25 protein-coding genes are annotated in these 23,226 nt (G+C 73.7%); 7 read left to right on the plus strand and 18 right to left on the minus strand.

What is annotated here, in order from left to right; translation table 11 throughout:
* Positions 1–42: 42 nt before the first annotated feature.
* Entirely contained in the window at positions 43–282 is a 240-nt protein-coding gene (locus QSK00_RS17770; RefSeq protein WP_285592483.1) for a hypothetical protein, read from the plus strand.
* 75 nt (positions 283–357) lie between these two features.
* Positions 358–1,104, plus strand: coding sequence for a dienelactone hydrolase family protein (locus QSK00_RS17775; RefSeq protein ID WP_285592484.1), 747 nt, complete (start codon positions 358–360; stop codon positions 1,102–1,104).
* Here QSK00_RS17775 and QSK00_RS17780 read toward each other — a convergent pair.
* The 5 genes from QSK00_RS17780 to QSK00_RS17800 all read right to left on the minus strand — a co-directional run bounded on the left by QSK00_RS17780 (position 1,076) and on the right by QSK00_RS17800 (position 4,741).
* Positions 1,076–1,498: an NUDIX domain-containing protein gene (locus QSK00_RS17780; protein ID WP_285592485.1), complete on the minus strand. Its 423-nt coding sequence runs from the start codon at positions 1,496–1,498 to the stop codon at positions 1,076–1,078. The genes QSK00_RS17775 and QSK00_RS17780 overlap by 29 nt on opposite strands.
* Positions 1,499–1,507: 9 nt before the next feature.
* Positions 1,508–1,996, minus strand: a complete 489-nt coding sequence (locus QSK00_RS17785; RefSeq protein WP_285592486.1) for a DoxX family protein — start codon at positions 1,994–1,996, stop codon at positions 1,508–1,510.
* A gap of 123 nt (positions 1,997–2,119) precedes the next feature.
* Entirely contained in the window at positions 2,120–3,163 is a 1,044-nt protein-coding gene (locus QSK00_RS17790; RefSeq protein WP_285592487.1) for a GGDEF domain-containing protein, read from the minus strand.
* A gap of 104 nt (positions 3,164–3,267) precedes the next feature.
* Positions 3,268–4,254 (minus strand): sensor domain-containing diguanylate cyclase, encoded by a 987-nt coding sequence (locus QSK00_RS17795; protein WP_285592488.1) that lies wholly within the window; start codon positions 4,252–4,254, stop codon positions 3,268–3,270.
* Between the two features lie 52 nt (positions 4,255–4,306).
* Positions 4,307–4,741 (minus strand): acetyltransferase, encoded by a 435-nt coding sequence (locus QSK00_RS17800; protein ID WP_285592489.1) that lies wholly within the window; start codon positions 4,739–4,741, stop codon positions 4,307–4,309.
* A gap of 38 nt (positions 4,742–4,779) precedes the next feature.
* Between QSK00_RS17800 and QSK00_RS17805 the strand changes: the two genes are divergently transcribed.
* Complete coding sequence (locus QSK00_RS17805; RefSeq protein ID WP_285592490.1) at positions 4,780–5,550, plus strand: MerR family transcriptional regulator; 771 nt, start codon at positions 4,780–4,782, stop codon at positions 5,548–5,550.
* A gap of 3 nt (positions 5,551–5,553) precedes the next feature.
* On the opposite strand, the gene QSK00_RS17810 is transcribed toward QSK00_RS17805, so the two are convergent.
* Genes QSK00_RS17810 through QSK00_RS17835 form a run of 6 tightly spaced genes read right to left on the minus strand, consistent with a single transcriptional unit; the run spans position 5,554 to position 11,627 of the window.
* A complete protein-coding gene (locus QSK00_RS17810) occupies positions 5,554–6,312 on the minus strand; it encodes a creatininase family protein (RefSeq protein ID WP_285592491.1) in 759 nt (252 codons plus the stop codon).
* The gene (locus QSK00_RS17815; RefSeq protein WP_285592492.1) at positions 6,313–7,632 is read right to left on the minus strand and encodes an FAD-binding oxidoreductase; all 1,320 of its coding nucleotides are present in this window, start codon (positions 7,630–7,632) and stop codon (positions 6,313–6,315) included.
* A complete protein-coding gene (locus QSK00_RS17820; RefSeq protein WP_285592493.1) occupies positions 7,629–8,786 on the minus strand; it encodes a substrate-binding domain-containing protein in 1,158 nt (385 codons plus the stop codon). The genes QSK00_RS17815 and QSK00_RS17820 overlap by 4 nt, the downstream gene beginning before the upstream one ends.
* 20 nt (positions 8,787–8,806) lie before the next feature.
* Entirely contained in the window at positions 8,807–9,655 is an 849-nt protein-coding gene (locus QSK00_RS17825) for an ABC transporter permease (RefSeq protein WP_285592494.1), read from the minus strand.
* A complete protein-coding gene (locus QSK00_RS17830) occupies positions 9,652–10,389 on the minus strand; it encodes an ABC transporter ATP-binding protein (RefSeq protein WP_285592495.1) in 738 nt (245 codons plus the stop codon). Before QSK00_RS17830 ends, QSK00_RS17825 begins: the two co-directional genes overlap by 4 nt.
* Positions 10,386–11,627: an amidohydrolase family protein gene (locus QSK00_RS17835; protein ID WP_285592496.1), complete on the minus strand. Its 1,242-nt coding sequence runs from the start codon at positions 11,625–11,627 to the stop codon at positions 10,386–10,388. The genes QSK00_RS17830 and QSK00_RS17835 overlap by 4 nt, the downstream gene beginning before the upstream one ends.
* Before the next feature lie 25 nt (positions 11,628–11,652).
* Between QSK00_RS17835 and QSK00_RS17840 the strand changes: the two genes are divergently transcribed.
* Positions 11,653–12,222, plus strand: a complete 570-nt coding sequence (locus tag QSK00_RS17840; RefSeq protein WP_502872046.1) for a helix-turn-helix domain-containing protein — start codon at positions 11,653–11,655, stop codon at positions 12,220–12,222.
* Entirely contained in the window at positions 12,215–12,763 is a 549-nt protein-coding gene (locus QSK00_RS17845) for a pyridoxine/pyridoxamine 5'-phosphate oxidase (protein ID WP_285592498.1), read from the plus strand. Before QSK00_RS17840 ends, QSK00_RS17845 begins: the two co-directional genes overlap by 8 nt.
* Before the next feature lie 31 nt (positions 12,764–12,794).
* On the opposite strand, the gene QSK00_RS17850 is transcribed toward QSK00_RS17845, so the two are convergent.
* From QSK00_RS17850 to QSK00_RS17875, 6 genes are all read right to left on the minus strand, one after another.
* Complete coding sequence (locus tag QSK00_RS17850) at positions 12,795–14,030, minus strand: amidohydrolase family protein (RefSeq protein WP_285592499.1); 1,236 nt, start codon at positions 14,028–14,030, stop codon at positions 12,795–12,797.
* A 132-nt stretch (positions 14,031–14,162) separates the two neighbouring features.
* Positions 14,163–15,140, minus strand: coding sequence for a zinc-binding alcohol dehydrogenase family protein (locus QSK00_RS17855; RefSeq protein ID WP_285592500.1), 978 nt, complete (start codon positions 15,138–15,140; stop codon positions 14,163–14,165).
* Positions 15,141–15,206: 66 nt separating this feature from the next.
* Complete coding sequence (locus tag QSK00_RS17860) at positions 15,207–16,670, minus strand: aldehyde dehydrogenase (protein ID WP_285592501.1); 1,464 nt, start codon at positions 16,668–16,670, stop codon at positions 15,207–15,209.
* A 5-nt stretch (positions 16,671–16,675) separates the two neighbouring features.
* A complete protein-coding gene (locus QSK00_RS17865; RefSeq protein WP_285592502.1) occupies positions 16,676–17,263 on the minus strand; it encodes a 3,4-dihydroxy-2-butanone-4-phosphate synthase in 588 nt (195 codons plus the stop codon).
* A gap of 25 nt (positions 17,264–17,288) precedes the next feature.
* Complete coding sequence (locus QSK00_RS17870; RefSeq protein WP_285592503.1) at positions 17,289–17,828, minus strand: NADPH-dependent FMN reductase; 540 nt, start codon at positions 17,826–17,828, stop codon at positions 17,289–17,291.
* 539 nt (positions 17,829–18,367) lie between these two features.
* The gene (locus QSK00_RS17875; protein WP_285592504.1) at positions 18,368–19,060 is read right to left on the minus strand and encodes a GntR family transcriptional regulator; all 693 of its coding nucleotides are present in this window, start codon (positions 19,058–19,060) and stop codon (positions 18,368–18,370) included.
* A gap of 147 nt (positions 19,061–19,207) precedes the next feature.
* Between QSK00_RS17875 and QSK00_RS17880 the strand changes: the two genes are divergently transcribed.
* Entirely contained in the window at positions 19,208–20,197 is a 990-nt protein-coding gene (locus tag QSK00_RS17880; protein WP_285592505.1) for an AraC family transcriptional regulator, read from the plus strand.
* A 131-nt stretch (positions 20,198–20,328) separates the two neighbouring features.
* Positions 20,329–21,471, plus strand: a complete 1,143-nt coding sequence (locus tag QSK00_RS17885) for an LLM class flavin-dependent oxidoreductase (RefSeq protein ID WP_285592506.1) — start codon at positions 20,329–20,331, stop codon at positions 21,469–21,471.
* A gap of 45 nt (positions 21,472–21,516) precedes the next feature.
* Here QSK00_RS17885 and QSK00_RS17890 read toward each other — a convergent pair whose 3' ends face one another.
* Positions 21,517–23,211: a DUF885 domain-containing protein gene (locus tag QSK00_RS17890; protein WP_285592507.1), complete on the minus strand. Its 1,695-nt coding sequence runs from the start codon at positions 23,209–23,211 to the stop codon at positions 21,517–21,519.
* Positions 23,212–23,226 lie beyond the last annotated feature (15 nt).

Genomic DNA, 23,226 nt, shown 5'->3' on the forward strand with positions numbered 1-23,226 from the left:
AGATCTTGACTTCCCGACGCGGCGGCGGACACCGTCGGGCGGATGACGAAGGATCGGATCACGAACGTGCTCGGGGTCCTCGGGGCGATCTTCTGTCTCGTGGCGGTGCTGACCGGGTTCGGCCACGCGTCGGAGAACGACGACGACCACCCCCCCGCCGCGCCGCCGCCCACCAGCCAGGTCGTCCCGGCCCCCGGGGTCCCCTCGCAGCAGTCGACCGCCCCGGCCGCGCCGGCCGCCCCCGCCGCGCCCCAGGACGACGACGGGGACGACGACGGCTGACCGGTCACGGCGGACGTCGTTCGCCGAGGGTGAAAGCCGACCCCACCCGCCGTCGGGAAGGTCGACGATCAGCGGGTGACCCGCACCGAGCTCGCCGTCGAGACTCCCGACGGCCCCTGCCGCGCCACGTTGCACACGCCCGAGAGGACGGGCCCGTGGCCCGGGGTCGTGTACTACCCCGACGCGGGCGGGGTCCGGGAGACCCTCGCGGGGATGGCGGACGCGCTGGCCGCGGTCGGGTTCGCGGTGCTGCTGCCGGACATCTACCACCGGACGCCGTACGCGCCCTTCGACACCTCGACGCTGTTCGGCGACCCCGAGGAGTTCGCGCGCCTGACCGCGCTCGCCAGTTCCCTCACGCCGAGCCAGGTCGTCACCGACGCCCGCGCCCTCGTCGCGGCGTCGACGGCGCGGGCCGAGGTGGCCCCGGGCGGGATCGGCGCGGTCGGCTACTGCTTCGGCGGGTCCATGGCGTTCCGGGCGGCGGCGGCCGAGCCGGATCACGTGGCGGCGGTCGCGACCTTCCACGGGGGCGGGTTGGCGGCGGCCGACGACCCGTCGAGCCCGCACCTGCTCGTCGGCTCGATGCGGGCGGCGCTGTACGTCGCCGCCGCGACCGACGACGCGAGCTTCGACGCCGGGGCGCACACCCGGCTGCGGGAGGCGTGCGACGCGGCGGGGGTCGCCCTGACGCTCGAGACGTACCCCGCGGCGCACGGGTTCGCGGTGCCGGACAACCCGACCCACGACGACGACGCGGACCGCCGCCACCGCGAGACGCTCGCGGCGTTCCTCAGCGAGCGGCTCCGCCGTCGGGGATGAGCGGCAGGGCGTGCCGTCGGAAGAAGCGGCCGTCGGCGGGGTGGGAGAGCATGCCCGGCACCTCGGCAGCCGGGACCCAGCGCGCCTCGGGGTTGGCCGGGTCCAGCGGCCGTAGCTCGACCGCGGGCCCGTGGAACAGGTAGAGCGTGATCGTCTTGTACTCGGGCAGGCCGTGGCGCACCGCGGCGCGGCTGAACGAGCCCAGTTCCCGCACGAGCTCGAGGTCGGTCAGGCCGCACTCCTCGTGGATCTCGCGCCGGGCCGCGTCGAGGACGCCCTCGCCGTCCTCGACGTGCCCCTTCGGCAGCGACCACGTGTGCGAGCGCTGCCGGACGACGACGACCCGCCCGTGCGGGTCGACGACGACTCCGCCGGCGGCGCGGCTGCGGAACATCTCCGCAGGCTAGGCCAGCGACTTCGCCCGGGCGGCCACCCCGGCGGAGCCGAGCAGGCCCGCCCCGATCGCCGCGAGCGCGATCGCCGGGCCGGAGCGCTCGATGCCGAGGGCGTGGTCGAGCGAGAGCTCGCCCGGTCCGGCCGCCGCGACGGCGAACACGACGGCGGTGAGCACGGCGTTGTACTCCCAGCCGCCCTGGGTCACCCAGGGTCCGTTGTTCCGGTGCACGTGGTACACCGCCGAGCCCATGGCGCCCGAGATCATGGTCGCCGCCAGCGGGGTGGCGAGACCGGCGGCCAGCAGGGCGCCGCCACCCGCCTCGGAGACGCCCGCGGCCACGGCGTTGTCCCGCCCCGGCTTGATGCCCATCGACTCGAAGCCCTGCGCCGTGCCCTCGACCCCGCCGCCACCGAACCAGCCCGCGAGCTTCTGCATGCCGTGCCCGACGAAGAGCAGCCCCACCACGAGCCGCAGCACGGCCATCCCGATCTTCACGTGATCTCCTTGCCCGACGAAACAGTTGTCTCGTCAAGCTAGACCCCGACAGCAGGCGCGCCGACGACGGGGCGTTCCTGCCGCTGGACGCCAGGAACGACGCTTTCCTGCCACGAGGGCGGGTCAGGTCGCCGGGGTCACCTCGACGACCGGTTCCCGCACCCCCGCGACACCGGCGTGCGTGGACTGCGTGGCCCGGGCCGACCGGCGGGCCCGCTTGTTCTCGTACATCGCCGCGTCCGCCTCGGCGAGGGCCTGCGCGAACCCGCCGTCGACGCGGAACGGCGCCACGCCCACCGAGCACGGGACATCCGCGTCAGCCAGTGCCGCCTGCAGCCGGTCGGCGAGCCGGGCGGCGTCGTCGGCACCGACGGAGGCGACCAGCCCGAACTCGTCGCCGCCGAGCCGGGCGAGCGGGTCACCGGCCCGCACGGCCCCGAGGAGGGCCCGGGCGGTGTGGTGCAGGTAGCGGTCGCCCGCGTCGTGGCCCTCGGTGTCGTTGACCGTCTTCAGGCCGTCGAGGTCGAACATGACGACCGCCGCCGGATCGCCGAAGCGCCGGAACCGGTCCTCCTCGCGGTCGAGCCACCGCTGCCAGCCGCGGCGGTTGAGCAGGCCGGTCAGCGCGTCGGTCTCGGCGTCCGACACCGCCCGCTCGAGAGCACGGGCCGTCTCGACCGCGGCGCTGTCGGCCTCGAGCACGCTCGACAGCAGGCTGGACAGGAGGTCGAGCAGGGTCTCGTGCTCCAGGAACGTCTCGGGCAGCGGATCGGGGTTGAGCCCCACGACCGTGCCGAACAGGGAGCCGTCCGGCTGCAGGATGGGCGTGCCCACGTAGGCCCCGACCCGCACGGCGTCCCGCGCCTGGGCGTCGACGGCCTCGGCGAGGTCGGGCACGAGTGCGGTGTCCGCCACGACCCGCGGCGTGGTGCCGAGGGACATCGTGCGGCAGAGCGAGGTCGACCAGGCCACCTCGGCTCCGGGCCGGATGCCGTAGGCCCGATCCGCGGTGACGAGCATCGTCTGCCGTCGTCCGATCACGCGGGACACCGCCCACACACCCATCGGCACGGTCTCGGCGAGGTAGTCCAAGACCATGCGGCACGCGGCGTCGAACGCCCGGGGCGGCGCCAGCTCCGCCGCCACGTCCTCCAGCGTCGTCGACACGGTGACCCCCTCATCGTCGCAGAATGTCGACTACCGGTACCACCGGAGGTGTCCGGAATACTCGTCGCTGCCCGGATGACCACCCCGTCGGGCGGTGGTCGGCCCTAGGAACGGGCCTCGGCGCCCTTCCGGGCACGTTTGTCGGAGTACATGGCGGCATCGGCCTCCGACACCGCCTCGGAGAAGCCCGTGGCCACCCCGACCGGGGCGACACCGACCGAGCAGGGGGTGCCGGCGGCGTCGAGCACCGCCTGCAGCCGCGCCACCAACGGGCCGGCGTCGTCGGGGCCGACCGTGGCGACCACCGCGAACTCGTCCCCGCCGAGCCGGGCCAGCGGGTCGCCGTGCCGGGTGGCGCGACGCAGCGTCTCCGCGGTGCGTTGCAGGTAGCGGTCGCCCGCGTCGTGGCCCTCGGTGTCGTTGACCTGCTTGAGACCGTCGAGATCCATCATCACCACGCAGGCGGGGTCGCCGAAGCGGCGGAACCGCTCCTCCTCGCGCTCCAGCCAGCGGGTCCAGCCACGCCGGTTGAGCAGGCCCGTGAGCTGGTCGGTCTCCGCCTCGGAGACCGCCCGCTCCAGCTCCCGGGCCGACTCCACCGACGCGGTGTCGGCCTCGAGCACGCTCGACAACAGGCTTGAGAGCAGGTCGAGCAGGCCCTCGTGCTCGACGAAGCCGGGCTCCATCGGCTCCTTGTTCAGCCCGAGGAGGGTGCCGAACAGGGCGCCGTCGGGCTGCACGATCGGCGTCCCGACGTAGGCTCCGATCTCGAAGTCGAGGGCGGCCGCCGACTCGCGCGGGCCCGTGAGCTCCGGTCGCGTCCCGACGTCGGGCACCACCCGCGGCGTCTCGCCGGTCACCATCGTGCGGCACATCGCCTCGGTCCAGTAGTTCCCGACGCCGGGCTCGATGCCGTACTCGCGATCGTGCGCCACGAGGACCGTCTGCCGACCTGCGGCCACCCGGGTGACCGCCCACGCGCCGAGCGGCACGGAGTCGGCGAGGTAGTCCACGACCATCCGGCAGGCCTGGTCGAAGGCCCGCGGCGGCATCACGTCCGTCACCACGATGTTCTCGTCAGCTGCGCTCATGTCGTCCCCCACGAAACACAGCACGCATTGTGAGCGATGTCGTCACCCGCTGCTAGGGAGGGGTGACCCGTCTGAGGTGGATCAAGGGGTACGGGAGCCCGTCGGCATCGGTGTCCGAGCGTCCGGTCCCGACGAACCCGCGGCGGCGGTACCAGGCCCGGGCGGTCTCGTTCTGCTCGTTCACCTGGAGGGTGAGGATCGGGGCCCGGACGTCGTCGAGCAGAGCGCTCCCGATCCCTCGCCCGTGCGCGGGCGGGTCGACGAAGAGCATGTCGATCTCACCGCCGCGCGCCGCGAGGAACCCGAGCGGCTCGTCGTCGGGACCCGTCGCCACCCGCACCGCCGCGCGTGGCAGCTCCTCGCGCAGCCGCGCCTCGAAGGCGTCGACCGCCGCCGCCGTCAGGAAGTCGTGGGTCGCCTCGACCGCGCGGCGCCAGATGCCGACCAGCGCCTCGTGGTCGGCCGGACCGGCATCTCGCAGCTGCACTTGACCCTCACGCGACGTCAGGCCGGAACCTCTCCATCATGACCGGGATGACGGGGACGGCGCTCACGGTGGGGCAGCTCGCGGAACGCTTCGGGCTCACCGTGCGCACGCTGCACCACTACGACGAGATCGGGCTCCTGCGCCCGGGCCGCCGCAGCCCGTCGGGGTACCGCCTGTACACCGACGCGGACGTCGTCCGCCTGCAGCACGTCGTCGTCTACCGCCGCCTCGGGTTCGCCCTGGAGGACATCGCCGTCCTCCTCGACGACCCGGCGGCCGACGTCGCGGCGCACCTGCGCCGGCAGCGGGACACGGTCACCACCCGGCTCGACGAGCTCACCGACCTCGTCGTGGCCATCGACCGAGCCCTGGAGGCGGAGATGGACGGAATCCAGCTGACCCGTGAGGAACGTCGGGAGCTCTTCGGCGAGGGGTTCTCCGACGAGTACCGGGCCGAGGCGCGGGAGCGCTGGGGCGACACCGAGCAGTGGCGGCAGTCCCAGGAGCGGACCGCGCGCTACACCAAGGAGGACTGGGTCGCGATCACGGCCGAGACGGACGCGGTGAACGCCGCCTTCGTCGCCGCCAAGCGCTCGGGCGCGGCACCGGACTCGGAGGCGGCGCGCGCCGCGGCGCAGGCGCACGGACGGCAGATCCACGAGCGGTTCTACGACCTGTCCCCCGAGATGCACCGCAACCTCGCGTGCCTGTACGTGACCGACGAGCGCTTCGCGAAGACGTACGACGACCTGGAGCCCGGGCTCGCGCAGTACGTGCACGACGCCATCACGGCGTACCGGGCGCCGTGAGGGTCAGGACGGCGAGGGCCACCGGCGCGCCTCGGCGATGACCTCCACCAACCGGCCGACCGCGGCGTCGAACACGGCCTTCCCGTGCTCCGCGGTCGCGCCGGTCGGGTCGCCGACGTAGCCGTCGGGGCCGAAGTCGTCGGTGAGCCAGCCGAACGACACCGGCTTGCCGAAGCCGATGTGCCGGAAGGTCCTCAGGTCCTCCGGCACGCGTCGTTCCGCCAGCTCCAGGTGCACCAGGTCGGGACGCAGGTGCAGCATCAGCGACGTCTCCCCGTGGCCGCCGTGGATGCCCATCCCGTACTCGTCCGGCGCGGAGGTCGTCCCGCCCTGGTCCGCGGGGACCGAGAGGTGACTGAAGAAGGTCCGCAGCCCGAAGCGGCGGCGCAGCTCGCGGCACGCCACCTGGCCGAGGGCCGAGTTCCCGCCGTGGCCGTTGACGAACAGCAGCCGCGTCAGCCCGCACATGGCCAGGGACTCGCCGTAGTCCACGAGCGTCCGCATCAACGTGTCCCAGGACAGCCAGATCGTGCCCGGGAACCGGCAGTGCTCGTCGGACTTCGCGACGGCCAGTCCGGGCAGCTCGATCGCAGGCACCCCGGCCGCCTCGACCGCGGCCCGCGCCGCCGACGACGCCGTGACCCAGTCGGTCGACACCGGCAGGTGTGGTCCGTGCTGCTCGATCGCGCCCAGCGGCAGCACGGCGACGGTGTCGGGGTCCAGCGCCGCGACCTGTGGGCCGGTCAGCTCCGTGAACAGCATCTAGCGCACCACCCCGATGTTGACCCGCGAGTCGTGACCCACTCCCGCGACGAGCTTGCCCGGGTTCAGCAGGCCCTTCGGGTCGGTGGCGCGCGCCGTGTCGCGGGCGAGCTCCACCGACCGGTCCACGTACCACTGGTGCGGCGAGTGCACCCCGACGCCGAGCGCCTCCAGTCGCGCCATCCCGGCGACCAGCTCGGCCTCGCCGGTGTAGCGGGCGACGAGCATCGCGCCCGGCCCGTGCGCGAACAGCTCCAGGTGCAGCCAGACGTCGCCGTCGTAGACCGCCCGCACCTCGTCGGGGCGGTCCCACAGCGGCCTCCCGGACGTCTCGAGGTGGAACCACGTCTCGTCCGGGTGGGCGCGCTGGAAGAACCAGACGGGGTGGTTGTAGGACATACCGGAGAGCCGGTCGGTCTCGGCGTAGTCGTCCACCGTCCCGACGACGACGCCTCCCGAAGCCTCGAGATGCGCCCGCAGCGCGGCCACGCCCGTCGTCGGGACGATGACGCGGAGGGACCAGCGGTCGGGGTCCAGGGGCGTCGTCAGCGAGGCCACCAGCGGCGGCTCGTCCCCGGAGGCCAGCCGGGGTACCTCGTCGAGGGCGAGCAGACCCCGGTGCGCGGCGACGAGGGCGGCGTAGGAGTCGAAGGAGGCGTACACCGCGGACCACTCCCGGGCCGGGTCGGTCCGCACCTCCACCTCGACGAGCACCCCGGTCACGCCGTAGACGTGGACGAAGGGGACCAGCTCCTCGCCGGTCACCCGCACCAGCCGACCGGACCCGTCCATGGGCGCGACCACCGCCGCGACCACGAACCCGTCGGAGGTCGTGCGGTGCTCGACCGTCCCGGTCCCGGCGCTGCCGCCGGCGACGAAGCCACCGATCGTCGAGGACTTCGTCGACGGGAACATCCACAGGTCGCGCCCCGCGGCGCGGCACGCCCGGTCGATCGCGGTGAGCCGGGCGCCGGCACCGCAGGTCACCGTCGTGTCCCCCACGACGACCGTGTCGAGGCCCCGCAGGTCCAGCAGGATGCCGCCGTCGAACGGGGTGGCCTGGCCGTAGTTCCCGGTACCCGCGCCGCGCGGGGTGACCGGGACGTCGAGGGCGTGGGCGATCCGCAGCGCGGCGGCCACCTGCCCGGCGTCGGCGGGCCGGACGACGAGGTCGGCGACGTAGCGCCCGACCGGCAGCTTCTCGGCGAGCACCGGCGACATCCGCGACCAGTCCGACGACATCACGGTCCGCTGCCGCAGGTCGTCGGTCCAGGCGACGCCGGCCGCCGTCAGTCGCGCGGGGAGCTCCGCGGGGATCACGGGAGCTTCACCCCGGCGTCGATGAACTCGTTGGTGTAGAGCGTGGTCGGGTCCGGGAGCGGACCGGCGGGCAGGGCTCCGGTGCCCTGCAGGACCGGGCCGAAGGTCGTCACGATCTGCGCCCAGCGCGTCGGGTCCATGCGTCCGAACACCCCCGACGACGGGTCGTTCGCCAGGAACGCCGGCAGCTCCTTCGCGGCGTAGTCGGCGACGCCGGCGGAGTAGCTCCACCCGGTCTGGTACTGGTCGACGAGGTCGACGATGAGCTGGTTGGTCGGTCCGGGATTCGCGAGGTAGTCGAGCTGGGCGCGCTGCATGATCGGCACGAGCTTCTGCAGACAGGGACGGAGCGTGTCGAGCCGCGCCTTCGAGACGGCGAGCGCCTCGGGGTAGACCGAGTACCCGACGTCGGCCAGCCGCTGGAACGCGATCGGCTTCGCCCACTGCCGGATCTCGTTCTGGTAGAGGTACGGCTCCGCGGTGGCGAAGCCCTGCTGCAGGATGCGCGGGTCGGACACGAAGCGCGCGGGCGTGCCGTCGTAGGAGAGGTCCTGCTGGGCCGCCGTCATGATCCCCTGCGCCTTCAGCAGGCCCGGGATGACGTCGCCGCTGGTCACCACCGGTGCCCCGCTCGCGGCAGCCTGCCGGATGGTCGTCGCGCCCGGGTGGCTCGCCGGGTCCCACATGAGGATCTGCGGGCTGGTGGTGATCTGGCTGGTCACCGTGACGACGGGCTGCTTCGCGCTCGCCGCGAGGGCGTCGTCGGAGGTGACGGCGCCGAGGGTGATGCTCGGGTCGACCGCCATCAGCGCCGACACCGGCTGGAACCCGACGCTCGAGCCGCCCGGCCGGACCTCCACCCGCACGCCCGTGTCGACCCCCTGCGCGACGAGGCGCCCCGAGACCTTCTTCGCGCTCGCGTCGACCTGACGGTCCCCGCCGACGAGCGAGTACATGGCGCCGTGCTCGGCCTCGGGCTGCCAGTCCTGCTGCAGGACGACGGTGTCGGGGCAGCTGCCCCGCAGGTCCAGGGGGCCACCGGCCGGGGCGGCCGCCACCGTCGGGCCCGCATCGGTGGTGGACCCGCCGGAGCTGCAGCCCGCGACGGTCAGGGCCGCGGCGAGTACCACGGCGGCGAGGGAGCGACGGTGCACGGGGACGGGTTCCTCTCGGGTCAGCGGCCGTACCGGCGACCGACGACGAGCCGGTCGGCCAGGGCGAACGCGGAGAACACGAGCACCCCGAACAGCGCGGTGAGGGTGATCGCGGTGAACAGGGCCTCCATCTGCAACTTCGTCGTGTACAGACGCAGCAGGCCGCCGATGCCGGGGTCGCCCTGCTGGAAGTAGAAGTCGGCGACGATGACGCCGATGACCGACAGCCCGGCGGCGTTGCGCAGCCCGGTGAAGATCGCGGGGACGGCCGCCGGGAGCTGCAGCTTGACCAGCCGCTGCCACCGGGTCGCCCGGTTCAGGGTGAGCACGTCGTGGGCGTCCCGGCTCGCGGACTGCAGCCCGAACAGCGTGTTCGAGATCATCGGGAACAGCGCGATGATCACGCAGACCACCACGCGGGCGGTGAACGCGTACCCCAGCCAGATGCCGATCAGCGGCACGAGCGCCAGGATCGGGATCGTCTGGAGGATGACCGCGTACGGGTAGAGGATCCGCTCGGCCCAGGACGACTGGCTCATGACGACCGCGTAGGCGATGCCGAGCACGACCGCGACCACCAGCCCGACCAGGGCGACGGCGGCGCTGCGGCCCAGCGCCTCGAACATCGGCCCGGCGATCCGGGGGTTCCCCAGCGCGACCCCGAACGCCTCGTGCGGCGGCGGCAGGAGGAAGCGCTGCGACGGCGACAGGACGAGATAGCTCACCGCGTACCAGATCACGACGATGCCCGCGACGGCCGCCGCGATCGGCGCGGAGCGGGCGAGGGCACTGCGCCACCACGGACGCGAGGGGGCCGTCGGCGACCCGTCGTCGGGAACGGTCCGGGTCGGCTCCACCAGCGCGGTCACGCGGCCACCTCGCCGGCCAGGGCGGCCGACACGCGGCCGGTGAGCTCCGCGAACTCGGCGGTGTGCCGCAGGTCCGGGGGCCGGGGATGGGCGAACGGCACGTCGATCTCGTCGACGATCCGGCCTGGCCGCCCGCTCATGACGAGGACGCGGGTCGACAGGTAGACCGCCTCCGACACCGAGTGCGTGATGAAGAGCCCGGCGAAGTGCGTGTCGGGCGCGGCGAACAGGCGCTGCAACTCGGACTGCATCTGCAGGCGGGTGATCTCGTCGAGGGCGCCGAAGGGCTCGTCGAACAGGGCGAGCTGCGGGTCGGAGACGAGCGCGCGGGCGAGGGACACCCGCATCCGCATACCGCCGGAGAGCTGCCGGGGGTGCTGCTGGGCGAAGCCCTCCAGCCCGACGAGGGCCAGGGCGGCCCGGGCCCGCAGGCGGCGTTCCTGCTTCTCCACCCCGCGCAGCTCGCCGACGAGCTCCACGTTGCGCGCCGCCGAGCGCCACTCCAGCAGGGCCGGGTCCTGGAACACGTAGGACAGGCGCTCGGCGTCCACCCGGACGGTTCCCGACGAGGCGACGTCGAGCCCGGAGGCGAGGCGCAGCAGCGTCGACTTCCCGCAGCCGGACGGGCCGACGACCGACACGAACTCCCGCGGCCCGACGTCCAGCGACACGTCGTCGAGCGCCGTCGTCCCGGTGGCGAAGCGCTTCGTCACGGCGTCGAAGATGAGGGTCATACGGTGGTCAGCTCCGGCAGGTCGACGGTGCGGGCGCAGCGGGTGTCGGCGACGACGCGGCCGCGGTGGACGACGATCCGGGCGTCCGCGGCCCCGGCGAGGGCGTCGCCGAGGGGGTCCTCGGAGGTCACCGGGACGAGCACGAGGTCGCCGTCGCCGCCGTCGATCCCGAGGAGGCGCCGGGCGTCGGTGGTGACGGCGGCGAGTGCCTGGGCCGGGGTGAGGTGGGCGGCGGTGACCAGCAGCGACGTCGTCTCGAAGGCGTCCGCGCGGCCGACCGGGTTGAACGGGTCGCGCAGGTTGTCCGCGCCGGCCGCGACCGGCACGCCCGCGGCGAGGAGCTCGCGCACGGCGGTGAGACCCCGCGGCGCCCGGTGGGTCACGTCGCGGGCCTGCAGGTAGAGGTTGGTGATCGGGTTGGTGACGACGCCGATCCCGGCGGCCACGATCCGGTCGATCACGCGGGTCCGCGCCGCCGGTTCCAGCACGCCGAGCCGGACGACGTGGCTCGCGGTGACCTGCTGGGTCAGACCGCGGGCGAGCACCTGGTCGGCGAGCTCGGCGACGTCGAGCCGGTCCGGGCCGTCGAGCCGCTCGTCGGCGTGCAGGTCGACGGGGAGGCCGGTGCGCTCCGCGACGTCGAGGAGGCGGGTCACCTCGTGGCGCGGGTCCGGTGCGAGGTGCGGACAGCCGCCGAGGACGTCGACCCCGTGGTCCACCGCCTCGTCGATCAGCGTCGTCGGGGCCTCCCAGTTGGGGAGTAGGCACAGCTGGAGGTCGACCGTGCCGCGGAGCCGGTCGCGCAGGGCGACGAGAGCGTCGAGGCCGGCGAGGCGGTCGCCCGCGTCGACCGGGCGGACGTCGACGTGGGTCCGGATCGCGGTCGTGCCGTGCGCGAGACTGCGCCCGACCGCCGCCAGGGCACGGGCGGTGACGTCGTCCGGGCCGAAGGCCGGACTCATCGCCTTCCACGCGGCGACGGCGGCCGGCAGGTCGTGGCCCGTCCCGGCGGGGAGGCGCGCGGCGGTGAGGGCCTTGTCGAGGTGGGCGTGCGGCTCGGCCGGGGCCGGGATCGCCAGCCAGCCGTCGGCGTCGAGGGTGACCGAGCCCGACCCGCCGTCGGGAACGGGGAGCCGACCGCTCGTGCCGTCGACCCGACACACCCGGGCGAGGGCGTCCACCCGGGTGCCGACGAGGTGGGGGGTGTCCCCCGGCGACCCGACCACGATCGACGTCATCCGGCCTCCCACCTGGTATGTATTGATGCTGTCGATATCCAGGCAGGACGGTAGGGAGCGCGTGTTGCCGCGTGATGACGCCCGGCAACGGGCCGGTGAACCCGACGGTGCCCTCGGACCGACGCTGCGGCGCGCCCGGCGCGAGCGGGGGATGACACTCGTCCAACTGGCCGCGGCCGCCGGGCTCTCGCAGCCGTTCCTGTCCCAGCTCGAGCTCGGACGGGCCCGGCCCTCGATGCGGTCGCTGTGGCGCATCGCCGAGGCGCTGGGGACCACGCAGCAGGCGCTGCTGGCCGGGGAGCCCGACCCCGTGCCGGTCGACGCGGGTGGCGCCGCCCGTCTCCTGCTGCACGACCCGGAGGGCGCGGACGTCACGGAGTTCGTCGGGGCGCCGACGGAGTGGGGCGAGTTCTTCACCCACGGGCGCACCGAGCTGCTCTACGTCGTGGCGGGGCGGTTCGAGGTGGAGCTCGAGGGATCGCCCGTCGTCAGCCTCGACCGCTGCGGGTCGATCTCCTACCCCGGCACCACCCCGCACCGGTTCCGGCAGGTCGGGACGACCACGGGCATCGTCCTGGTGGTGCACGGTGGCTGACCCGCTGGCCCTCCTCACGGCGTGGCTCCCCGACGGCGGCGCGATGACGCTCGCGACGACGGCTCCCGACGGCGGCCCGCGGGCGCGCACCGTGCTGGTCACCGGTGTGGTCGACGGCGGCCTGCGCTTCCACTCCTCGACCCCGACCGGGAAGACCGTCGACCTCGCCCACGACCCCCGGGCCTGCGGGGTGTTCCACTGGTCCGACGCGGGACGGCAGGCGGTGGTGACCGGACGGGTCCACGAGCTCGACGCGACGGTGTCGGACGCCGCGTTCGCGGTCCGGCCGCCGCACCTGCAGCGGGTCGCGTGGCTCTACGACGCGGTGCTCCCGACGCTGCGGGGTCCCCGGTACGAGGTCGACCCGTCCGCGCTCGACGCGACGACCGACGTCCCGGCCCGGCGCCCCGCGAGCTGGACCACCTTCGCGCTGGTGCCGACGACGATCGAGGTCTGGCTCGGCGGACCGGACCGGGTGGCGTCGCGGACCCGGTACGTGCGCGACGGCGACACGTGGGCCGGGGTGCCGGTGCTGCCGTAGGTGCGCGGCGCGCAGGTGAGCGGAGAGGCCGCTACAGCGACCTCTCCTGCTCACGGGCGACGTAGTCGCGCACCACCACCCGGCCGCCGACGACGACGTGCCGCGGGCGGCGCCCCGGGTTCGCCCAGAGCAGGCCGGCCAGCCGGTCGTGCACGCCCTCGTCGGCCGGCCCGGAGACGTCCCAGCACACGAGGTCACCCGCCGCACCCGGGTCGAGGTGTCCGAGATCGGGACGACCCAGGCCGGCCGCGCCTCCCGCCGTCGCGAACCCGAGGACCTCGCGGGCCGTGAGCGCGCGTCCGGCGAGCGGGGCGACCTGCATCGCGAGCCGGGCGTCGGCGAGCAGGTGTCCGGCGTCGTTCGACCCGCCGCCGCTGGTGCCGAGGCCGACGCCGACTCCGTCGTCGGTGAGCGCGGCGACGGGGGCGATGCCCCAGCCCATCGGCAGGTCGCAGCCGGGCGCGTGGGTGGCGCTCACCCCGGTCGCGGCGAGTCGGGCGCGCTCCTCGTCGGTGATCGCGCAGAGGTGCGCCAGGGTCACGTCGTCGGCGAGCCAGCCCCACTCGTCGAGCAGCTCCAGCGGACGCCGCCCGTAACGCTGCGCCGCCACCTCCACGTCGACCTGCTCGTTCGCCTGCGTCCGCCGCCGCAACCCGTGCCGGGCCGCGACCTCCCCGAGCAGCGCGAAGGTCTCGGGTGCGTCGGAGTGCACCCCGGCGGGTCCGACGGCGACCTGGCACCGGCCGCGGAGGGCGACGGCGATCGCCTCCGCCGACGCCGCCGCCTCCTGCGGGTCGTCGCGGGCGCTCCCCCGGACGAACACCAGGCGAGCTCCCACCGCGTCGGCGGCGTCGGCGACGGCGGTCGCGATCCCCACCCCGGCGTCGGGCAGGCCGGCGGGCCAGGTCAGGTGGTGGTCGGCGACCGTCGTCACCCCGCAGAGCACCGACTCCGTCAGCCCGACGCGCGCCGCCCGGTGGCACAGCTCCGCGTCCACGCCCGCCGCCGTGTACGCCGCCGCCATCGTCGGCAGCCACTCGCGCATCGGGACCCCGCGCGTGCCGGGCAGCGTCCGGAACAGCGACTGCATGAGGTGGTGGTGGGCGTTGACGAGGCCGGGCGTGACGATGCACCCGGTCGCATCGAGGTTCTCCGCGGCGGGCTCCGGCGTGGCGACGACGAGCCCGTCGGTCCCGACGTGGACCTCCCCGCGCTCGATCTCCCGCGTCCCGGTCCAGACCAGCTCCGCGCCCCTGACGGTCAGCATCCGCAGGATGATGCTCGAACCGGCCCACCCGTCGTCGGGAACGTGTCCCGATCGACGGGCACCGAGGAGGACACGGCCGGGACACGGCCGGGACGAGGTCCCCGGGGCCCGGGCCCCGGGGACCGCCGCGCGTCAGACCGTGATGGCGACCTTGCCGGTCATGTGCCCGCCCTCCACCAGCTCGTGGGCGCGCTGCAGGTTCTCGGCGGTCAGGCCGTCGAGCCGCTCGGACAGCGTGGTCCGCACCGTGCCGGCCTCGACCAGGTCGGCGGTGCGGTCGAGCAGCTCGTGCTGGGCGATCATGTCGGCCGGCTCGAACAGCGCCCGCGTGAACATGAGCTCCCAGTGCAGCGCGAGGCTCTTGTCCTTGAGCGGCAGCGTCTCCAGCCCCTCGGGCTCGTCGATCGCGACGATGCCGCCGCCCGGGTTCAGCAGCTCGGCGTAGGTCTCGATCATGCCCTCGGTGTAGGGCGAGAAGACGAGGTCGACGCCCTCGGGCGCCACCTTCCGCACGGACGCGACGAGGTCGTGGTGGTCGGCCGTGTGATGGGCGCCCATGGCGGTGGCCCAGTCACGCGAGGCCTCGCGCGACGCGGTGCCGACGAGCGTGAGGTCGGTGAGGGCCCGGGCGTACTGCAGCACCATCGAGCCGACCCCGCCGGCCGCGCCCATGACGAGCAGCGTGCGCGACCGGCCGTCGGGCAGGCGGAAGCGGTCGAAGAGCGACTCCCACGCGGTGATCGCGGTGAGCGGCAGCGCCGCGGCCTCCGCCCAGTCGAGGGTCGCGGGCTTGCGGCCGACGATGCGCTCGTCGACCACGTGGTACTGCGCGTTCGTGCCCGGGCGGTCGATCGAGCCGGCCTCCATGACCTCGTCGCCGACGGAGAACAGCGTCACCTCGTCGCCGACCGCGGTGACCACCCCGGCCGCGTCGAACCCGAGGACCTTCGGCTCACCCCCGGGGTCGGCGCCGTGGTGGACCTTCGTGTCGACGGGGTTCACCGAGACCGCCCGGACCTCGACGACGACGTCGCGGGGGCCGGGGGTCGGGTCGGGCAGCTCGATCTCGCTGAACGGCCCGGACTTCTGGTGGTAGGCGATGGCCTTCATGGGTGTGCGGTACCCGCAGGTGAGCAGTTTTCCGTGTCCCGGCACGGAAAAGTGCTCACCTGCTCGCTAGCCCAACGTGAACGGGTCGCGCGTCCCGCCGGTCAGCTCGACCCACACCGCCTTGGTCTCGAGGTAGGCGTCGACGCCGTTCAGCCCGTTCTCGCGGCCCAGGCCGGACTGCTTGAACCCGCCGAAGGGGACGCTGGGCGACAGCACGCGGTAGGCGTTGATCCAGACCGTGCCCGCGCGGATCCTCCCGGCGACCCGGTGGCCGCGGTGGATGTCCTTGGTCCAGACGGCGCCGGCGAGCCCGTAGGGCGTGTCGTTGGCGAGTTTGATCGCCTCGTCCTCGTCGGTGAACGTCACCGCCGAGAGCACCGGGCCGAAGACCTCCTCCCGGTACACGGTGTCGGTCGGCTTGACCGACAGCACCGTCGGGCGCACGAAGTAGCTGCCCAGCGACTCCTCGGCGACGCCGCCGTAGGCGATCGTGGCGCCCTCCTCGCGGGCCTTGTCGAGGTAGCCGAGGACCTTCTCGTACTGCGGCTGGTTGGCCACCGGGCCCATCTCGGTCTCGGCGTCCATCGGGTTGCCGAGCTTGATCGAGGCGGCGCGCTCGGCGACGAGACGGACGAGCTCGTCGTGGACGTCGGCGTGCACGATCAGACGCGAGCCGGCCATGCAGGTCTGCCCGGTCGCGGCGAACACCCCGGCGACGAGCCCGTTGGCGGCGGCCTGCAGGTCCGCGTCCGCGAACACGACCTGCGGCGACTTGCCGCCCAGTTCCAGGGTGACCGGGTTGAGGTTCTCCATGGCGGCCTGGCCGACGTGCCTGCCGGTCGCCGTCGAGCCGGTGAACGCGACCTTGTCCACGCCGGGGTGGGCCGCCAGGTGGGCGCCGGTCTCGCGGTTCAGCCCGGTCACGACGTTGACGACCCCGGCCGGGATCCCGGCCTGCTCGATCAGCTCGACGAAGCCGAGGGTCGACGCGGGGGCGTGCTCGCTGGGCTTGATCACGACGGTGCAGCCGGCCGCGAGCAGCGGCGCCAGCTTGAAGGTCATGAGCAGCAGCGGCGAGTTCCACGGCGTGATCGCGGCGACGACGCCGATCGGCTCGCGGCGGGTGTAGACGAGGTAGTTCGGGTTCGGCGAGGGGATCTGCGCGCCCTCGATCTTGTCGGCCAGGCCCGCGAAGTAGTGGTACCAACCACCGAGCCCGTTGAGCTGGCCGAGCATCTCGCGGTAGAGCTTGCCGGAGTCGTTGACCTCGAGCGTCGCGAGCCGCTCGGCGTTCTGTCCGATGAGGTCGCCGAGGCGGCGCAGGCAGGCGGCGCGGGCGAAGCCCGTCATCGCGCCCCACTCCCCCTCGAACGCCGAGCGGGCGGCGGCGACGGCGGCGTCGACGTCCTCGGGCCCGCCGTCGGGGATCGTCGCCCAGTTCTCGCCCGTGTAGGGGTTCTGCGACTCGAAGGTCTTGCCGGAGATCGCGTCGACCGAACGGCCGCCGATCAGCATCTGGAACTGTTCCATGGTCCTCACCTCGTGATCAGGTCGGTGACGGCGAGGTCCACCAGGCCCTCGACGCGGGCGAAGGCACCGGCGGTCACCGGCTCGAGGAGTTCGCCCGACTCCTCGTCCAGCAGCGTGCAGAGCACCGCGACCGGGCCGAGCCCGGCCAGTGCGGTGAGCGCGGAGGCGGCCTCGGCGGTGTCGATCCGGCCGGGCCGGGTGGCCGTCGCGACGACGTGGCCGGGCCGGGTGAGGTCCTCGGGCCGGGTCGACGGGTCGGCGAGCAGGGCCAGGGTCCGGGCCCGGTCGGTGGCGCTGATCCCGGTGCTCACGCCGGTGGCGGCGTCGAAGGGCACGGTGCGGGCGCTGCGGCCGGACGCGGGCGGCAGGTCCAGGGCGTCGAGCAGCGATTCCGGGGCCGCCGCCTCGACGAAGCCGCTGCCGTAGCGGACGAGGAACGCGACCGTCGCGGGCTCGATCCCGACGGCCGCGGCCACCAGCACCGCGCCCTCGGTGCCTCCGTGCACCACGACGGGCCGGCCGCGTCCGATCTCGGCGACCGCATGGTCGACGACGTCCACGGCGGCGGCGGCGGCTGCGACGGCGAGGGTCACGACTGCTCCTTCACGACGGCGGGTGTCACAGCAACGGGGCCAGCGCGGTCATGGCGGGTGCGGCGCGGACCGCCGCGGTGAACTCGGCGAACGCGCGCCCGTGGGCGGCGACGAGGTCCCGGGCGTCCGCGGTCAGCTCGCCGTCGGGACCGAAGTGCGCGCCGCTGAGGAACAGCCCGGGCGAGAGGACCTGGGCGGCGAAGAAGCCGGCCAGCACGGAGCGCAGGTCGTCGACGGCGAGGAAGTGCTCCGCGGCGTTCCCGGTGTGCACGATCGCGGTCGCCTTGCCGCGCAGCGGTGCACGCTGCTCCCCCACTGCGCCCCGCTGCGTGTTCTCCAGGACCGCCTTGATCAGCCCGGACGAGCGCGCGCGGTAGGTGGGGGTCGCGAAGACCACGCCGTCCGCCGCCTCGACGGCCCGCTGCAGGTCCTCGGGGTCCGGTCCGCCGCCGAGCTCGACGACGGTGCTCGGGGCGCCCGTGGCGTCGAGGAACGCCGACAACGCCGTGGAGCTGCGGCCCCCGGCGTTGGGCGATCCGACGAGACCGAGCAGGGTGACGGTCACCGGTTGACCTCCGGGTGCGGGCAGCTCACGCGGTGCGAGTACCCCGTGAACGCTAGGGAGCCGTCCCCTCGCGCCCCATCCGTCTCGCGCACCCGGTCAGCCGATTCGCGCAGGGGTCCCCGCCCTCGTGGCAGGAAAGCGTCGTTGCTGTCGTCCAGCGGGAGGAACGGCGCATCGTCGTGGAGGGGCGTCGCTGACGCGGGACGCACACACTCCGCGCTGCTGGGCGAAGGACCCGGGCGAGCCCGACGTGCGACGCACACATCGTGGGGCCCCGCCGGTCTCCGTCGCCCATGGTCGATTCCTCGTGCGCGACACGCACGACCGGGGACGCGACGCGCTCACGACGTCCGCGCACCGGGCGCGGCCGCGAGCAGCGCACGAGGTGTGCGCCACGCGCAGGGCTCACCACCACCGCATCCGCACACCCCCGCGGTGTGTGCGCCACGCGCAGGGCTCAGCACTGCACTCGCGAACCCCCGGACCGTGTGCGCCACGCGCGGGCACCACAGCCGGGCACGACCCGACGTCGGGAAGGATCAGGCGTCGGTGGCGCTCCGGGCGGCGGCGTGGCGGGCGCCGAGGATGTGCGAGCGCATCGCCGACTCGGCCAGGGCGGCGTCGCGGTGCTCGATGCCGAGGACGAGGTCGTGGTGGCCGGCGACGCTGCGGGCGAGGTCGGCGTCGGCGTAGTGGCCGAAGGCGAGCGCGACGAGCGGGGTGGAGGACACCGAGGCGAGCAGCGACTCCAGGCGCGGGCTGTCGGCGGCGCGCATCACCGCGGCGTGCAGCGCCCGGTTCGCCTCGACCGCGCTGTCCAGAGCCGGTCCGGCGTCCTGGCCGACGGCCCGGAGACGCGAGAGGTCGGCCGCCGCGTCCGCGAAGGCGTGTTCGTGCTCGTGCAGCGTGGCGGTCACCGGGGCGTCGGCCCGCTCCGCGGCGAGCCGGGCACCCTCGCCCTCGAGCAGCGCCCGCAGCGAGTAGACCTCGTCGACGTCGCGACGGGTCCAGGAGCTGACCCGCGCGCCGCGGTGCCGCACGATCTCGACGAGTCCCTCGGCGGCGAGCGCGTTGAGCGCCTCGCGAACCGGCGTGCGACTGACCCCGAGCGTGTCCGCGAGGGGCCCCTCGCGGACCCACGACCCGGGGACGAGCGCGCCGGCGGCGATGTCGGAACGGATGCGGCGGTAGGCCTGGGTGCGCGCCCCGTCGGGCTGGACGGCAGAGGACATCGAGGCACTTCCTGACGCTCGTGAGGCGCGGATCGTATGCGTTCCGGCGCCGATCCTCGCGGTGAACGGCCGTCTTGCGCGCCGATCGTATGCGTGCAACCGTGAGCACCACCACACAACGGCGTGATCGAGCAAGGGGTCATGCAGGTGAGCGCTCCGACCGAGGAACCCCTGGCCGCGCACGCGGTGATGAACACCGACGACGTCGACGAGGCCCGTCACGTCGTCACGGAGGTCTACGTCCCGCACCAGCTGGACTCGCTCGGCGGACGCCCGCTCGACGCGCGGCTGAACAGCGTCGCCTCGGACCGGCTCACGCTGGGCTATCTCGTCTACGGCGCCCACGCCTCGCTCGACCTCCCGCCGCTCGAGCACTGCTACCACGTCAACCTGACGCTCTCCGGGCGCACCGAGGTGACTCGTCGCCGGGGCCGGGAGCGGGCGGTCACCGAGGGCGGGCGCAGCGGCGCGGTGCTGCTGCCGACCGAGGACTCCACGGTCACGTGGAGCCCGGAGGCGACGCAGTTCGCCATGAAGTTCCCGCGCGGCCCGCTCGAGGAGCACCTCGGCGGCCTGCTGGGCCACCCCGTCCACGACGCGCTCGACTTCGACGTCTCCATGGACCTGACGGCGGGGCCCGGGGCAGCGCTGATGAGCGCGGTCCGGTTCCTGCAGACCGAGCTCGACCGCCCCGGGGGCATCGCGAGCGCCCCCCTGGCCCGCGCCCAGCTCGAGACCTACGTGATGACCGCGCTGCTGCACGGGGTCGGCCACCAGTACACCGACGAGCTGCTCGCGCCGCGGACCGAGGACCGGCCGGCGATCGTGCGCCAGACCCTCGAGTTCATCGACGGCCACGCCGCCGAGGCGTTCAGCATCCCGCAGCTCGCGAGACGGGTCGGTGTCTCGACGCGGACGCTGCAGGTGACCTTCGCCCGCCACGTCGGGATGACGCCCAGCGAGTACGTCCGCGACGTCCGCCTGACGCGGGTCCACGCCGACCTGCTCGCCAGCAACCCCGCGGACAGCTCGGTCACCGAGCTCGCCGCCTCGTGGGGCTTCCTGCACCAGGGCCGCTTCTCCGAGCAGTACCGCGCCAAGTACGGACGCCTGCCCTCGCAGACGCTGCGTTCCTGACAGAGCGACCGAGCACGCCGACAGGGGTCTGCGCACTTCGGATGCCCGACTGCGCCAACCGGATGGATCGGCCGCGCGCGACTTCCTAGCGTGATCGCAGTCACCGAGGACGCCCTTGGAGGTAGTCACCCATGGTCCAGACGATCACGTACGGCCGCGAGCAGACGCTGCCCCTGGAGCACACCCGCACCGGGCCGTCCATCTTCAACGACCAGAAGATGAAGCTCGGACTGTTCGGGTCGAACTGTTCGGGCGGGCTGTGCATGACCGACGCGCCCACCACGTACGAGATCACGTGGGAGCACACGAAGTCGATCGCGCAGAAGGCCGACCGGCTCGGCATGGAGGCGATGGTCCCGGTCGCCCGCTGGAAGGGCTTCGGCGGCAACGTCAACTTCAACGGCACCAACTTCGAGACGTTCACCTGGGCGGCGGGCATCGCCGAGGCCACCGAGCAGATCACCGTCTTCACCACCACCCACATCCCGACCGTGCACCCGGTGGTCGCCGCCAACATGGCCGTCACCAACGACCACATCGCGAACGGCCGCTTCGGGATGAACCTGGTGATGGGCTGGTTCACCCCGGAGATGGGGATGTTCAACCCCAAGCAGCTCGAGCACGACGAGCGCTACGTCTACGGCGGGGAGTGGCTCGAGCTCGTCGAGCGTCTCTGGACCGCCGAGGGCGAGTTCGACTTCGACGGGAAGTACTTCCAGGCCAAGAACCTGGAGTCCGAGCCGAAGCCGCGTCAGGACCCGCGCCCGGTGCTCATCAACGCCGGCAACTCGAAGTCGGGCACCGACTTCTCCGCGAAGTACGTCGACATCAACTTCGCCTCGCTCGACATGGACGCGATGGCCGACTACACCAAGGACATCAAGCGCAAGGCACGCGAGGAGTACCAGCGCCAGATCTCGACGATGACCTACGGACTGGTCGTGTGCCGGGACACCGAGGCCGAGGCCAAGCGCGACCACCAGCGCATCATCGACGAGGGCGACTGGCCGGGCGCCCAGAACCTCATGTCGATCATCGGCATGGAGTCGCAGTCGTTCAACGAGCAGATCGAGAAGTTCAAGGAGCGCTTCATCGCCGGCTGGGCCGGACAGCCGCTGGTGGGCACGCCCGAGCAGGTCGTGGAGGGGTTCCAGCAGCTCTCCGACCACGGCATGGAGGGCATGATCATGGGCTTCCTCGACTACAACGAGGAGATCGACCACTTCGGCGAGCAGGTCATGCCGCTCATGCGGGAGGCGGGCCTGCGGCACTGAGGTGCGCTCCGCGCAGGTGAGCACTATTCCGTGCCGTGGCACGGATTAGTGCTCACCTGCGAGTTCTCGCACCAGGTCGTCCAGGCCCAGTGACCCCTGGGCCAGGGCGGCGGCGTGCCAGGAGGGGAGGTCGAAGTCCGCCCCCTGACGGCTCGCGCGCCGCCGGGCCTCGTCGCGCCCCGCCAGCCAGGCCCGTTCGCCGAGCTTGTAGCCGATCGCCTGCCCCGGACCGCCGAGATAGCGGATCAGTTCGGAGTCGAGCATCTCCGACGAACGCCCGCTGTGGCGCCCGAAGAACTCCCGCGCCAGCTCCGGCGTCCACCGCTCCCCCGCGCCGACCGGGGAGTCGTCCGGGATCGGCAGCCTCAGGTGCATGCCGAGGTCGATCACGACGCGGATCGCCCGCAGCATCTGCGCGTCGAGGTAGCCGAGGCGCGACCCCGGGTCGGCGTGGAAGCCCAGCTCGTCCATGAGCCGCTCCGCGTACAGCGCCCAGCCCTCGATGTTCGCGCTCACCATCCCGACCACCGAGGTCTGGAACAGCGACAGGCGCCCGGCGTGCAGCGGCCACGAGGCGAGCTGCAGGTGATGACCGGGAACGCCCTCGTGGTACCAGGTCGAGTAGAGACCCCACATCGGGTAGCGGTCGTCCGAGGACGCCGGGAGCCACGTGCGGCCCGGTCGGGCGAAGTCCATCGACGGCGGCGTGTAGTACGGCGCGGCGGCGCTCCCGGCCGGCGCGAGTCGGGCCTCGACCGCGCGGATCGGGCCCGACAGGTCGAACTGCGTCCCGTCCAGCCCGGCGATCGTCGCGTCCATGATCGCCTGCAGGTGCGCCACGGCGGCGTCGCCACCGACGATGACCTCGCCCGCGGTGTCGAGGTGCGCCATCGCGGTCGCCGCGTCCGCGCCCGGCAGCACCCGCTCCGCCTCGACCGCCATCTCGTCGCGCAGCCGGCGGAACTCCGACCAGCCCCACGCGTAGACCTCGTCGACGTCGAGGTCGGCACCGTTCCAGTAGCGCGCCGCGATCCGGTAGCGCTCGGCGCCGACGGCGTCCGGCGTCCCCTCGGCCGCGGGCAGGTACTCCGCGAGCAGCCAGTCCCGCAGGCCCGCGAGGCTCCCGGCGGCCGCTGCGGCGCCCCGGTCGAGCTCGGCCCGGACGCCGGGGCCGACCTCGGCCCCGCGCGCGAACCCCGAGAACCAGCCGCGCCCGCCGTCGTCGTCGAGCCAGGCCCGCAGCTGCGCGGCGACCCGCACCACCTGCCGCGGCGCCGCGAACAGGCCCCGTCGTCGTCCCTCCTCCAGCGAGCGGCGGTAGCCCTCCAGCGCGGCCGGGACGCGGGCGGAACGCCGGGCCACCGCGGCCCAGTCGTCCTCGGTCGCCGTCGGCATCAGCGTGAAGGCGGTCCGCACGCCGGCGGTCGGCCCGAACAGCTCCTGGACCGCCCGCAGCGGCTCGCCGGAGGAGCTGTGTGCCAGCTCCGCCTCCAGCCGTTCCGCGAGCAGGCGGGCACACCGGCGCTCGTCGGCGTCGGTGGGTGCGGGCAGGGCCGTGAGCCGGGAGAGGGTGTCCCGCCGGACGTCCTCACCGGCGGCGATCCCGTCGGGCGAGAGGTCGGGCAGCTCGTCGAGGTGGTCGTTCCACCCGAGGTGGCCCGCGAGGATCGGGTCGAGGGCCGCGAGGCGGTGGACGTGGTCGTCGGCCAGGTCGCGCACGGCGCGCTGCGGATCGCTCATCGGCGTGCAGTGTGC

It is taken from the genome of Actinomycetospora sp. NBRC 106378 (assembly GCF_030269685.1).
In the GTDB taxonomy this organism is placed as follows: Bacteria; Actinomycetota; Actinomycetes; order Mycobacteriales; family Pseudonocardiaceae; genus Actinomycetospora.

Coding starts and splice junctions, on each gene's coding strand:
- QSK00_RS17770 (WP_285592483.1), top strand. CDS start 43: ATGACGAAGGATCGGATCACGAACGTGCTCGGGGTCCTCGGGGCGATC.
- QSK00_RS17780 (WP_285592485.1), bottom strand. CDS start 1,498: ATGTTCCGCAGCCGCGCCGCCGGCGGAGTCGTCGTCGACCCGCACGGG.
- QSK00_RS17795 (WP_285592488.1), bottom strand. CDS start 4,254: ATGAGCGCAGCTGACGAGAACATCGTGGTGACGGACGTGATGCCGCCG.
- QSK00_RS17805 (WP_285592490.1), top strand. CDS start 4,780: ATGACCGGGATGACGGGGACGGCGCTCACGGTGGGGCAGCTCGCGGAA.
- QSK00_RS17810 (WP_285592491.1), bottom strand. CDS start 6,312: ATGCTGTTCACGGAGCTGACCGGCCCACAGGTCGCGGCGCTGGACCCC.
- QSK00_RS17830 (WP_285592495.1), bottom strand. CDS start 10,389: ATGACCCTCATCTTCGACGCCGTGACGAAGCGCTTCGCCACCGGGACG.
- QSK00_RS17835 (WP_285592496.1), bottom strand. CDS start 11,627: ATGACGTCGATCGTGGTCGGGTCGCCGGGGGACACCCCCCACCTCGTC.
- QSK00_RS17840 (WP_502872046.1), top strand. CDS start 11,653: ATGCTGTCGATATCCAGGCAGGACGGTAGGGAGCGCGTGTTGCCGCGT.
- QSK00_RS17850 (WP_285592499.1), bottom strand. CDS start 14,030: ATGCTGACCGTCAGGGGCGCGGAGCTGGTCTGGACCGGGACGCGGGAG.
- QSK00_RS17855 (WP_285592500.1), bottom strand. CDS start 15,140: ATGAAGGCCATCGCCTACCACCAGAAGTCCGGGCCGTTCAGCGAGATC.
- QSK00_RS17860 (WP_285592501.1), bottom strand. CDS start 16,670: ATGGAACAGTTCCAGATGCTGATCGGCGGCCGTTCGGTCGACGCGATC.
- QSK00_RS17875 (WP_285592504.1), bottom strand. CDS start 19,060: ATGTCCTCTGCCGTCCAGCCCGACGGGGCGCGCACCCAGGCCTACCGC.
- QSK00_RS17885 (WP_285592506.1), top strand. CDS start 20,329: ATGGTCCAGACGATCACGTACGGCCGCGAGCAGACGCTGCCCCTGGAG.
- QSK00_RS17890 (WP_285592507.1), bottom strand. CDS start 23,211: ATGAGCGATCCGCAGCGCGCCGTGCGCGACCTGGCCGACGACCACGTC.